14 protein-coding genes and 1 pseudogene are annotated in these 12,349 nt (G+C 47.9%); all 15 read left to right on the top strand.

Annotated features, from left to right (window positions below; all coding sequences use genetic code 11):
• Positions 1 to 403: pseudogene (locus RTV33_RS04440) on the top strand (chromosome segregation protein SMC); the annotation flags it as partial.
• A 118-nt stretch (positions 404 to 521) separates the two neighbouring features.
• The gene (gene ftsY, locus RTV33_RS04435) at positions 522 to 1,472 is read left to right on the top strand and encodes a signal recognition particle-docking protein FtsY (RefSeq protein WP_312641966.1); all 951 of its coding nucleotides are present in this window, start codon (positions 522 to 524) and stop codon (positions 1,470 to 1,472) included.
• A complete protein-coding gene (locus RTV33_RS04430; protein WP_312641964.1) occupies positions 1,469 to 2,083 on the top strand; it encodes an XTP/dITP diphosphatase in 615 nt (204 codons plus the stop codon). The genes ftsY and RTV33_RS04430 overlap by 4 nt, the downstream gene beginning before the upstream one ends.
• Positions 2,070 to 2,363 carry a YhbY family RNA-binding protein gene (locus RTV33_RS04425; RefSeq protein ID WP_312641962.1) on the top strand — a complete coding sequence of 98 codons (294 nt, stop codon included), beginning with the start codon at positions 2,070 to 2,072 and terminating at the stop codon, positions 2,361 to 2,363. The genes RTV33_RS04430 and RTV33_RS04425 overlap by 14 nt, the downstream gene beginning before the upstream one ends.
• Positions 2,364 to 2,582: 219 nt before the next feature.
• Positions 2,583 to 3,749, top strand: coding sequence for a nicotinate (nicotinamide) nucleotide adenylyltransferase (nadD, locus tag RTV33_RS04420; protein WP_312641961.1), 1,167 nt, complete (start codon positions 2,583 to 2,585; stop codon positions 3,747 to 3,749).
• An 11-nt stretch (positions 3,750 to 3,760) separates the two neighbouring features.
• Complete coding sequence (locus tag RTV33_RS04415; protein WP_312641958.1) at positions 3,761 to 4,864, top strand: LCP family protein; 1,104 nt, start codon at positions 3,761 to 3,763, stop codon at positions 4,862 to 4,864.
• A 30-nt stretch (positions 4,865 to 4,894) separates the two neighbouring features.
• On the top strand, positions 4,895 to 5,254 hold the full coding sequence (gene rsfS / locus RTV33_RS04410) for a ribosome silencing factor (RefSeq protein WP_312641956.1): 360 nt from the start codon (positions 4,895 to 4,897) through the stop codon (positions 5,252 to 5,254).
• A 78-nt stretch (positions 5,255 to 5,332) separates the two neighbouring features.
• Complete coding sequence (leuS, locus tag RTV33_RS04405) at positions 5,333 to 7,738, top strand: leucine--tRNA ligase (protein ID WP_312641954.1); 2,406 nt, start codon at positions 5,333 to 5,335, stop codon at positions 7,736 to 7,738.
• Between the two features lie 142 nt (positions 7,739 to 7,880).
• On the top strand, positions 7,881 to 8,057 hold the full coding sequence (gene rpsU / locus RTV33_RS04400; protein ID WP_092751896.1) for a 30S ribosomal protein S21: 177 nt from the start codon (positions 7,881 to 7,883) through the stop codon (positions 8,055 to 8,057).
• 153 nt (positions 8,058 to 8,210) lie between these two features.
• Complete coding sequence (locus tag RTV33_RS04395; RefSeq protein WP_312641948.1) at positions 8,211 to 8,726, top strand: YqeG family HAD IIIA-type phosphatase; 516 nt, start codon at positions 8,211 to 8,213, stop codon at positions 8,724 to 8,726.
• A complete protein-coding gene (locus RTV33_RS04390; protein WP_312641946.1) occupies positions 8,723 to 9,580 on the top strand; it encodes a TIM barrel protein in 858 nt (285 codons plus the stop codon). Before RTV33_RS04395 ends, RTV33_RS04390 begins: the two co-directional genes overlap by 4 nt.
• Before the next feature lie 4 nt (positions 9,581 to 9,584).
• Positions 9,585 to 10,019 carry a type II 3-dehydroquinate dehydratase gene (aroQ, locus tag RTV33_RS04385; RefSeq protein WP_312641944.1) on the top strand — a complete coding sequence of 145 codons (435 nt, stop codon included), beginning with the start codon at positions 9,585 to 9,587 and terminating at the stop codon, positions 10,017 to 10,019.
• A gap of 38 nt (positions 10,020 to 10,057) precedes the next feature.
• Positions 10,058 to 11,128, top strand: coding sequence for an aminopeptidase P family protein (locus tag RTV33_RS04380; protein WP_312641942.1), 1,071 nt, complete (start codon positions 10,058 to 10,060; stop codon positions 11,126 to 11,128).
• A 151-nt stretch (positions 11,129 to 11,279) separates the two neighbouring features.
• Entirely contained in the window at positions 11,280 to 11,837 is a 558-nt protein-coding gene (gene efp / locus RTV33_RS04375) for an elongation factor P (RefSeq protein ID WP_312641940.1), read from the top strand.
• A 51-nt stretch (positions 11,838 to 11,888) separates the two neighbouring features.
• Positions 11,889 to 12,320: a CD1247 N-terminal domain-containing protein gene (locus RTV33_RS04370; RefSeq protein WP_312641938.1), complete on the top strand. Its 432-nt coding sequence runs from the start codon at positions 11,889 to 11,891 to the stop codon at positions 12,318 to 12,320.
• Positions 12,321 to 12,349: the final 29 nt, after the last annotated feature.

Genomic DNA, 12,349 nt, shown 5'->3' with positions numbered 1-12,349 from the left:
GAGCCTTGAGCTTACGGACGAGAGTGATGTGTTGGAAGCTGGGATTGAAATCCATGTTCAACCACCGGGAAAACTGATTAAAAACCTTGCGGCGCTTTCGGGCGGCGAGCAGGCGTTTGTGGCAATCGCTATTTACTTCGCCATCTTAAAGGTGCGCCCTGCGCCGTTTTGCCTGCTTGATGAAATTGAGGCAGCACTTGATGACGTCAACGTAACCAAGTTTGCACACTACCTCAAGCGTCTGGGGCATAAAACTCAGTTTGTTACCATCACCCACCGCCGCGGCACTATGGAAGAGGCGGATATGCTCTACGGGGTTACAATGCAGGAGGAGGGGGTCTCCAAACTGCTTGAGCTCTCGGTATCCGAGCTCGAAAGCAAGCTTGGTATGAAACAGGAATAGTGTGAAGCATAATAACTTTACAGAGCTGTATTTTTACATAATAAGGTTCACTGCCGCGCGGATGAGCTGGATTTTAATCTTGTAATTTCAATAACACTGCGCGGAGAAAGGCGATACAATGGGCTTTTTTCAAAAGATTAAAGAGGGTCTCACCAAAACCAGAGATTCTATGGTTAAAAATTTCGAAGGCATGTTAAACTCCTTTACAAAGATTGATGAGGAGCTTTTTGAGGAGCTTGAGGAAATACTGATTATGAGCGATGTCGGCGTTGCCACAGCCTCTAAAATCTGTACTCAGTTGCGCGAAAAGGTGAAAGAGACCGGCACAACCAATCCTTCTGCAGTAAAGGATCTGCTCAAAGGTATCATCACCGAAATGATGTCGGGCGGTGAGGAACTGAACATTTCCACCAAGCCATCGGTCATCCTTGTTATCGGTGTCAACGGTGTGGGTAAAACCACCACCATCGGCAAAATGTCTGCCGACCTGAAACGCAGGGGCAAAAAAGTTTTGCTCGGTGCCGCCGACACCTTCCGTGCCGCAGCAATTGATCAGCTCGGTGTATGGGCAGAGCGCTCGGGTGCCGAAATGGTAAAGCATGCTGAGGGGGCAGACCCCGCAGCGGTGGTATACGATGCCATCACGGCGGGCAAGGCGCGCGGTGTCGATGTTATTATTTGCGATACCGCGGGCAGGCTGCACAATAAAAAGAATTTGATGGACGAGCTTTCCAAGATTTCGCGCGTCATAGAGCGTGAAGCACCGAACTGTGATAAAGAAGTGCTGCTGGTTTTGGATGCCACTACCGGCCAAAATGCCGTCAATCAGGCGAAACAGTTTCAAACGGCGGCTGGGCTTACCGGCATTGTACTCACCAAATTGGATGGTACAGCGCGCGGCGGTGTAGTGATTGCCATTAAAGAGGAGCTGGGCATTCCCATCAAGTACATCGGTGTGGGTGAGCAGATTGATGATTTGCAGCCGTTTAACGCTGCCGGTTTTGTTGAGGCACTGTTCGATGGGAACGAGCCTCTGCGCGATGAACCGGAAACGGAGGAGAATGCATGACGCTCATTGTTGCAACACAAAATGCAGGCAAGGTACGCGAATTTAAGCGTATCCTCGATCCACTCGGCATCATTGTGCTTTCTCTGGCCGATATTGAACTCAATGTGGATGTCGAAGAGACAGGCTCCACTTTTGCCGAAAATGCCAAAATCAAGGCGCAAACCATCATGCAGCTTTGCGCTCTGCCCGCCATAGCAGATGATTCAGGGCTGTGTGTGGATGCGCTTGGTGGTGCACCGGGGGTTTACTCTGCACGCTATGCAGGCGAGGGCGCAAGTGACGATCAGCGTATCAACAAGCTGCTTTCAGAGCTTAAAAATGTGCCGGATGAAAAACGAACGGCACATTTTGTCAGCTCAATCTGCTGCAGCTTCCCAAGCGGAGATGAAATTACCGCAGAGGGCACCTGCGAGGGAAAAATCGGCTATGAAAAACGCGGTGAAAACGGTTTTGGTTACGACCCTGTATTTATAACCGAACATGGCAGCTTTTCTGAAATTACAGCAGAGCAGAAGGACGAAATCAGCCACCGTGGCAAGGCACTCAGAGAATTCTATGAAAAATTAAAAGAATTTAAAGAAAATCGAGGGAACGATATTGTTAACGAGTAAACAGAGGGCGAATCTTCGCTCACACGCAAACCAAATGGAAACCATTCTGCAGGTGGGCAAAGGCGGCATCGGCGATGCACTGCTAAAGCAGGTAGACGACGCACTTACCGCGCGTGAGCTCATCAAGCTGCGCGTTTTGGAAACCGCACCCGCCTTCGCACGTGAAACTGCGCAGGAGCTTGCCGAAAAAACAAGCTCCGAGGTAATTCAGGTGATTGGCACACGTTTTGTGCTGTACCGCAGAAACCCGAAAAAACCAATCTACGACCCTGATAAATAATGCAGATTTTTAGCGGTAAGCCACACCTGTTTTGCCGTCTCAGGTGCATTGATTGACTTCCTGCGTGGATTTTAAGCCACTGATTTAAATCCAAGGTGCAAGGGTTTCTATGCTTTTACATAAAAAACCTTGCATTTGAACAAATCAAAAAACTGTTAATCTCTTGTTGTTGTATTTTTGATTTGTTCAGCAGGTACTAAATAGACTGGGGGAACCCTAATGCAAAAAATACTCATCTTTGGCGGTACGTTTAATCCCATCCATCTGGGGCATATCCGTCTTTACCGCCACTTTGCCGATAAGCTTAGCGTGGATAAAGTGCTCATCGTTCCGGCAAAAATTCCGCCCCACAAGCGGCCGCGCGAGCTTGCCAGCGCGGAAGACAGAATTGCTATGTGCAGGCTTGCCGTGCAAGACGACCCGCGTGCCGAGATCAGTGACATCGAGCTGCGCCGCGACGCGGTCAGCTTTACGGTTGATACGCTCACCCAAATCAGTGCTGATTATAAAGGAGCTCAGTTGTCTCTTGTAATCGGCTCCGATATGTTTTTTACGCTCGACCTTTGGCGCGAGCCGGAAAAAATCATTGGGCTTGCCGCCATCTGTGCACTGGCACGCCACCCGGATGAGTACGACGCACTTCTGCGCAAACAGCAGGAGCTGCAGAGCAAATGGGGCGGGCATTTTGTCATCGACAATACGGAGGTTCTGGATATTTCCTCCACTCAGCTGCGTCAGATGGTAAAAGATCAAGAAAATCTCAGCTCTTTTCTGCCCGAGGCTGTAATCGAATACATTAAAACGAATGGACTGTATAAAACGGTGAAATATGATTTTGAACAGACCAAAGAGCTGCTGCGGCAGCGTGTTTGCGAAAAACGCTACGAGCATAGTTTGGCGGTTGCAGAAGAGGCTGCAAAGCTTGCACAAATTTTTGGCGAAAACCAAAGCAAGGCGTATTTCGCGGGGCTTATACACGATATCTGCAAGGATGAAACAAAAGATGAGCAGTTGCAAAGAATTCAGAGTTCTGCTATAATTTTGGACGATAAGGCGTTAAAGCAACCCCCGCTTTGGCATGCCATAGCGGGCAGCATTTTTATTCAGGATGCATTAAATGTGACGGATGAGGATATTATAAATGCAGTACGTTATCACACCACCGCCCGTGCGGGTATGAGCAAGCTGGAAAAGATTATTTTTCTTGCCGACCTTACATCAGCCGACCGCGAATACGGCGACGTGGAAAAAATGCGTGCACTCGCAAAAGCATCGCTCGAAAAAGCAATGCTATATGCAATGCAGTATATTATCAGCGACCTTGTTGCGCACAAGACACAAATTGTAAATGACACCATGGAAGCGTATAATGAGTACGTCGCCTAGGAGGAATTTTGGTGTCAACACTTTCCCCAAAAGCTAAAATTTTAATTGCAGTAGGTGCTGTTCTGGTTGCTGTGCTCATTCCCATTTTTGTGTGGAGCATTGTGAAAGGCAAGGCTGAGCCGCCGTCGCAAAGCAGCCTGCCGCAGCCGAGTGAATCCAGCACGCAGCAGGAGATAGAGCTTACCCCTGTTTCAGAAGATGCAGTAAATGTTCTTGTGTGCGGATTGGACGATGCTGCAGGGCTCACCGATGTGATTATGGTGGTAAGTTATGATGTCAAAAACGGGAGAGTGAATATCCTGCAGATTCCGCGCGACACCTACGTTGGCGATGAATATAAAACAGGTAAGATCAATCAGGTCTATTTTACTCATCGAAATGAAAAAGAGCCGATTCGCGGCCTAATTCAGGTAATCAATCAGCAGATGAGCCTGCCCATCGACCATTATGTCACCATAACGCTCGCGGCGTTTCGCGATATTGTGGATTCGATCGGCGGCGTTACCCTTGACGTTCCGCAACGTATCGAATTTTTGCCCGACAAAATTATCGAGAAGGGGAAACAACACCTCACCGGTGAACAGGCAGAGTGGTTCGTGCGTTACCGCGCAGGCTACCCCACGGGTGACATTGGCAGAGTGAACGCTCAAAAACTGATGCTTGATGCATTGATGCAGGCTGTACGTGACAAAGGCAGAGCGGGAATGCTTCTGCTTGCCTCACAAAACTACAATAAGATCACCACTGATCTTCCGCTGATGGATGCGCTCTCGCTTGCAAACGAGGGCTTTCAGGTGGAAAAAGAGAAGATACAGGTGTATACACTTGAGGGCACTGGTAAAATGTACAACGGCTACGCGGTGTACGAAGCGGACAGGGACAAGCTTGCCGAGCTTTTGAATCTGCACTTCCGCCCCTACAGCGAGCAGGTGAGCAGCATCAGCATTGCGCAGGTACCGGCGTATGTATCGCCCTATGTGCCGCCGGTATCCTCTTCACAGCCGGTGCAGCCTGAGCAATCCGAGCCAGAGTGGGAGGAAACACCCTCACGCAGCAGTCAAACCGATAATCAATTTGATGCCGGTGAATCCATCGGTAATTTCCCAATAGATTAAATCCATATAACGGGGAGGGATATGAACTAGATGACATCACTTGAAATGACAAAGAAGATCGCATCTGTGTTGGATGCGAAAAAAGCACAGGATGTAAAGGCGATTCACATTGCAAAGGTAACGTCGATTGCCGATTACTTTATTATTGCCTCTGCAACCAATACAACACAGGTGAAGGCGTTGGCAGATGAGGTTGAGGACCAGATGACAAAACTGGGGTACGAGCCGAAATGTGTCGAGGGCTATGTGTCGGCGTCTTGGGTGGTGCTGGATTATTACGATGTAATCGTGCACATTTTCTGCGGCGAAACCAGAGAATTCTATTCGTTGGAGCGCCTGTGGTCAGACGGCGCGCCAATCGACTTATCTGATGTTTTAACAGAGGATTAACGGGCCACAAAAAGCCCGGCGAAATAACGCTCTGAATCAACTAATCCCGCTGTTACAGGCGGGTAGGAGGAATAGGCAATGAAATATAATTTTACAGAGGTAGAAAAAAAGTGGCAGGATATCTGGGACGCAAAAAATGTATTTGCTGCGACCAATGATTATTCAAAGCCCAAATTTTACGCTCTGGTAGAGTTCCCTTATCCCTCGGGGCAGGGGCTGCATGTCGGTCATCCGCGCTCGTATACCGCACTTGATATTGTTTCGAGAAAGCGCAGCCTTGAGGGTTACAATGTTTTGTACCCTATGGGCTGGGATGCATTTGGGCTGCCCACCGAGAACTTTGCGATGAAGAACCATATTCATCCCGAGGTTGTTACCAAACAGAACGTAGCGCATTTCAAAAAACAGCTAAAATCCCTCGGCCTGTCGTTCGACTGGAACCGAGAGATCAACACCACCGATCCCGACTATTTTAAATGGACACAGTGGATTTTTCTGCAACTCTTTCATAAAGGCTTGGCATACAAAAAAGAGATGGCGGTAAACTGGTGCACCGGCTGTAAGGTTGTATTGGCAAACGAAGAGGTTGTAAACGGTGGCTGCGAGCGCTGTGGTGGTGAGGTTGTACGCAAGGTGAAAAGCCAGTGGATGCTGAAAATCACCGAGTATGCCGAACGCCTCATCAATGACCTCGACCTTGTGGATTACATAGACAGGGTAAAGGTATCTCAAATCAACTGGATTGGCCGTTCCACGGGTGCAAATGTCGATTTCGGCACCACCGCAGGCGATGACCTGCGCGTGTACACTACACGTCCCGATACGTTGTTTGGCGCAACCTATATGGTCATTTCGCCCGAGCATCCGTTCATCGAAAAATGGGCAGATAAAATCAGTAATCTTTCGGACATCAAGGCTTATCAGGAAGAAGCAGCCAAAAAATCTGATTTTGAACGCACCGAGCTGGTCAAAGAAAAAACCGGCGTAGAGTTAAAAGGTGTTCGCGGCATCAATCCTGTAAACGGTACCGAAATTCCCATCTTTGTGGCGGATTACGTGCTTACCTCGTATGGTACAGGCGCGATTATGGCGGTTCCTGCGCATGATACCCGCGACTGGGAATTCGCTAAGAAATTTGACCTTCCCATCATTGAGGTGGTTGCAGGCGGCAATGTGCAGGAGGAAGCCTTTACCGATTGCGCAACCGGCGTTATGGTCAATTCCGATTTCCTCACAGGGCTTTCGGTTGAAGATGCAAAAGTAAAAATTATTGACTGGCTGGCAGAAAAAGGCAAGGGCGAGAAAAAAATCAACTACAAGCTGCGCGACTGGGTATTCTCCCGCCAGCGTTACTGGGGCGAGCCAATTCCAATTGTCTGCTGCGACAAATGCGGTTATGTACCCCTGCCTGAAGATCAGCTGCCGCTGACATTACCTCAGGTCGATACCTATGAGCAAACCGAGACCGGAGAGTCTCCGCTTGCAAAAATAGACAGCTGGGTAAACACCACCTGCCCGCACTGCGGTGGCCCCGCAAAGCGCGAAACCGACACCATGCCTCAGTGGGCCGGCTCGTCGTGGTACTTTATGCGCTACTGCGACCCAACCAATAACGACGCGCTTGCAAGCAAAGAGGCATTGGATTACTGGCTGCCCGTCAACTGGTACAACGGTGGTATGGAGCATACCACGCTGCATCTGCTTTACTCTCGTTTCTGGCACAAATTCCTGTACGATATCGGCGTGGTGAGCACACCTGAGCCATATGCGAAACGCACCAGCCACGGTATGATTCTGGGCGAAAACAACGAGAAGATGAGCAAATCGCGCGGCAACGTTATCAACCCCGATGATATTGTAAACGAATTCGGTGCGGATACCATGCGCCTTTATGAAATGTTCATCGGTGACTTTGAAAAGAGTGCGCCTTGGAACTCCTCCTCCATTAAGGGCTGTAAGCGTTTTCTTGAAAGAATTTGGAATTTGCAAGAGATTTTGATTGATGGCGACGAATTCCGCCCCGAGGTCGAAACCCCTATGCACAAAACCATAAAAAAGGTTACCGAGGATATTGAAAACCTGAAATTTAACACCGCAATTGCCGCAATGATGGCGCTGCTTAACAATCTTACCGATACCGGAAAGGTCAATAAAGCGGAGCTTAAAGCGTTTCTCATTCTGATCGACCCGTTCGCTCCCCACCTTGCAGAGGAAATGTGGCAGGTGCTGGGCTTTGGCGGAATGATCAACGAGCAGAAGTGGGTCACCTATGAGGAGGCCAAATGCAAAGAGTCCACCATTGAGGTTGTGGTACAGATCAACGGCAAAATCAAGGCACGCCTAAACGTTGCCGCAGATATCACCGCTGCCGATGCGATTGCAGCTGCAAAACAGGATGCCGCGGTAATCGACATAATCAGTGGCAAAAGCATTGTGAAAGAGATTTATGTTCCGGGTAAACTTGTCAACATCGTTGTGAAATAATTTTTACAAAAGAGGGCAATACCTCTAAAATACTTGACAAGCATATCCTTTCTATTGTATAATCAGTTTTGTTATATTTTGTGAGTTGCAGAACGCATGGAATATCTAACTAAATACTCCTGGCGTGGGGAGGGAATTAGTAATGGCAGAAATTCATATTAAAGATAATGAATCACTTGACAGCGCTCTTAGAAGATTTAAGAGATCCTGCGCAAAATCCGGCGTGTTGGCTGAAGTGCGCAAGAGAGAGCATTATGAGAAGCCGTCTGTAAAGCGTAAGAAAAAGTCTGAGGCTGCTCGCAAACGCAAATTCAAGTAATTCGTATCGTTAAAAAGTGATGAAAGCGAGCATGTATGTGCTCGCTTTTTCATTTTACCGATTTTTACGAATAAAAACTGCCTGATTAATATAATTGTTTCTATACGTTCTATGCAACAACCCCAAATATTGTTTTCAGTATGGGAGGACATCATGTCAATTTTTTATCCTTATTACAGCACCAAGCGCGCTTACGACCTCACCCCCCAGCTGTTGCATTCTATGGATATTAAGGCATTGCTGCTCGATGTAGACAATACTCTGACAACCCATGGCAACCCCGTGCCCAACGAAAATATTCTGGAATGGCTTGATATCATGAAGCAAAGCGGTATTCCGCTGATGATTTTATCCAATAATACTCATGACAGAGTAAAGCCGTTTGCCGACCGTTTAGGGCTGCTGTTTGAGTCTTCGGGTGCAAAGCCATTGCCTAAGGGTTTTCAGCGCTGCTGCGAGCGCCTAGGGCTGCCCAAAAGTGAGGTTGCCATTGTGGGTGACCAGCTTTTTACCGATATTGCAGGCGCAAACCTGTTTGGCATCAAAAGCATATTGGTTGAACCAATTGAATTGGAAACCGGTGTACTGTTTTTCGTAAAACGTGTACTCGAACGTCCCTTTTTAAGGGCATATCACCGTGGCAGAGGCGCAAAAGGAGAACAAAAATGAGTATTCACTTCGGACCTGCCGGTAACAGCGACAGCTTTTCTGCGCAGGGTTATAAAAAGAATACGCAAATTCCCGAATATCTTGAGCAGCTTGGGCTGAATGCTTACGAGTATCAATGCGGTAGGGGCGTTAAAATCTCCGATGCTTCGGCAGCTGAGTTTGGTGCTGCAGCAGCGGAAAAGAACATTCAGCTCTCGCTGCATGCGCCCTATTTTATTTCTCTCTCAAGCTTAGAGGAGGAAAAACGGCTCGGCAGTGTCAATTACATTTTGCAAAGTGCGCGGGCCGTCAAAGCCATGGGCGGTACCCGCATTGTAGTACATTCCGGCTCTTGTTCTAAAATCAGCAGGGAAGAGGCGCTTGCCCTCGCAATGGACACCATGCGCAAAGCCGTTGCCGCATTGGACGAAGCGGGCTACACAGACGTGCGCATCTGCCCCGAGACCATGGGCAAAGTGAACCAGCTCGGTACGCTGGAAGAGGTTGTGCAGCTGTGTACCATCGATGAACGCCTGATTCCCTGTATCGATTTCGGGCACCTCAATGCGCGAACCTTTGGCGGGCTGAAAACCTTCGCCGATTTTGAAGCTATCTTTGATACCATTGAAAACAAGCTAGGTATTTCGCGCCTCCGAGAATTCCATTCGCATTTTTCCAAGATTGAATATACGCAAAACGGTGGAGAAAAACGCCACCTAACTTTTGGCGACACCGTATTCGGCCCCAACTTTGAACCTGTAGCCGAGTTGATTGTCCGAAAAAACTGTGAGCCCACCATCATTTGCGAATCCAGCGGTACACAGGCGGAGGACGCGGCAAAAATGAGAGCTATCTATTTAGCAGCAGGAGAGTGACAGCATGAAAAAACGTCTTTTAATCATCCATGGCCCCAACATTAACCTCACAGGGCTTCGTGAAACCGGTATATACGGCAAAGAAACTATCAACGACATCAATGCAGAGATTACGGCTTATGCCACCGCGGCCGGCTTTGACTGCGAGGTATACCAGTCCAATCACGAGGGTGGCATCATCGATAAACTGCACGAGGCACGCACCGCTTTCGATGGTGTTGTACTCAATGCCGGCGCATATACACACTATAGCTACGCCATTCGTGATGCTATTTCCACCATCATGATTCCCGTAATTGAAGTGCATTTCTCCAACATTCATGCGCGTGACGAATTCCGCCATACCTCGGTGCTTGCGCCGGTCTGTGTTGGGCAGATCTGTGGGTTCGGTAAATACAGTTATCTGCTTGCGATTGACGCTGTGAAGCATTTGCTGTAATATAAGCTCATCTGCAAAGTAAAGATAGGAGATGTCATATGAAAAATAAGATTGAACGGCTGATGCAGAATCTACCGGAACATATTGACGCCGCATTGATTACTTCAGAGCAAAACCGCCTATACTATACTGGCTTTCCGTCTTCTGCGGGAATATTGTTTGTCACCAGGGAGGCAGCCTATTTCTTGATTGATTTCCGTTACGTTGAAGCGGCAAAGGCTGCAATCAGTGGCTGTGAGGTATTGCTGCTCGAGAACACTCCAAAATCTTTACAGTCACTCTGTAATAAGCATGCGGTTAAAACTGTGGCTACCGAAAACAGCTATGTCACCGTCAGCAGTTTTAACCGCTTTGCGTCACTGCTTTCTCCGGTAACACTGCTGGAGGAATACACCGTAGATCAGCTTATTCTTTCGCAGCGCCGCCACAAAACTTTGGATGAAATTAAAAAAATTCGTGCTGCGCAGGCTCTCACCGAGGACACCTTCGACTACATTCTAAATCGGATTGAAGCGGGTAAAACCGAACGCGAGATAGCCCTTGATATGGAGTTTTTCATGAGAAAAAGGGGAGCAGATGCAGTTTCATTCGATTTTATTGTGGTTTCGGGGCAGAACTCGTCAAAGCCGCATGGCGTACCTACCGATAAGATCATTGAAAGCGGCGACTTTGTCACCATGGATTTTGGTGCCATCGTTGACGGCTACCATTCGGATATGACGCGCACTGTTGCAGTGGGTAAGGTGTCGGAGCGCCAGAGATTGGTGTACGATACAGTACTGAAGGCGCAGCTTGCGGGTATAGATGCGATTAAACTGGGCACAACCTGCAGTGATGTGGATGCGGCAGCACGCAATCTTATCAAAGAGGCGGGCTTTGAGGGCTGCTTTGGGCATGGTCTCGGTCACTCCGTGGGAATCGAAATCCATGAAGACCCACGGTTCAGCACGTTTTGCAATGAGCTTGTAGAACCGGGTATTGTCATGACGGTGGAGCCGGGCATTTACCTTGCGGGTGAATTCGGCTGCCGCATTGAGGATATGGTGTATGTCACCGAAAACGGGGTGGAGAATCTTACATGTAGCCCCAAAAACCTCATGATACTGTAGCACTTTTATGGATAAATCCGGAATATGGTAATTTTTATGCAGTATTTAGCAGATAATCGTAAAAATCACTTGCCAAAATCGATGTTTTAATATAAAATTATAATGTTAAGATATTTTCTGAATATTTACTATTATTGTGGAGGAAAAATACATGGTATCAGCAGGCGATTTTAGAAATGGTGTTACATTTGATATGGACGGTAACGTTGTACAGATTATAGAGTTCCAGCATGTAAAACCGGGCAAAGGCGCAGCTTTTGTCAGAACAAAAATTAAAAACGTTATCACAGGTTCTGTTACAGAAAAAACCTTTAACCCCTCTGACAAATATCCCACTGCGTTCATTGAGCGCAAAGAGATGGACTATCTGTATGAGGACGGCGGTCTGTACTACTTTATGGATAATGAGACCTACGAAAATGTCCCCATCAATGAGTCGGTTCTGGGCGACAGCTTTCAATTTGTCAAAGAGAACACCACCGTTAAGGTGCTGTCCTACAAGGGCAGTGTGTTCGGTGTAGAGCCCCCGAACTTCATTGAGCTGAAGGTTACCAAAACCGATCCGGGCTTTAAGGGCAACACTGCAACCAACGCTACCAAACCCGCTACACTTGAAACCGGCGCAGAAATCAGCGTTCCCTTGTTTATTGAGGAAGGCGATATGATTCGTGTCGATACTCGTGTTGGCGAATACATGGAGCGTGCCTAATTTATGTTTACCCATTTAAAAATATAATATCTCGTAAGGGAGGATACTACTATGACAGTAACTGAAAGAGTTGCTTATTTGAGAGGTTTAACCGAGGGTCTGGGCGTTGATGATTCGACCAAAGAAGGCAGAGTAATCAAAGAGATGCTTGAGGTCTTGGATGATATTGCTTTCACAATGTCCGACATTGAAGACGATGTTGCAGAGCTGAGCGAGCAGGTTGATGCAATCGATGAGGATCTGGAAGCTCTTGAGGAAGACTTCTACGAGGATGAAGACGGATGCGATTGCTGCGATGAAGATGAGGACGAGTTTTGCGACGATGACCTGTACGAAGTTACCTGCCCCAAATGCGGTGACACCGTATACGTAAACGACGACATTCTCGATGACGGTTCTATCGACTGCCCCAACTGCGGCGAGCTGCTGGAGTTCGACTTTGAGGCTGACGACTGCGGCTGTGACTGTGGTTGCGACAAATAAATAGTCAATCGTTTTGAGAAGTGCGGGGG

Origin of the sequence: Hydrogenoanaerobacterium sp., from assembly GCF_032017025.1 — a bacterium.
Lineage (GTDB): Bacteria > Bacillota > Clostridia > Oscillospirales > Ruminococcaceae > Hydrogenoanaerobacterium.
The sequence above is the reverse complement of the archived record's forward strand: the minus strand, read 5'-3'. Positions and strand labels throughout refer to the sequence as shown.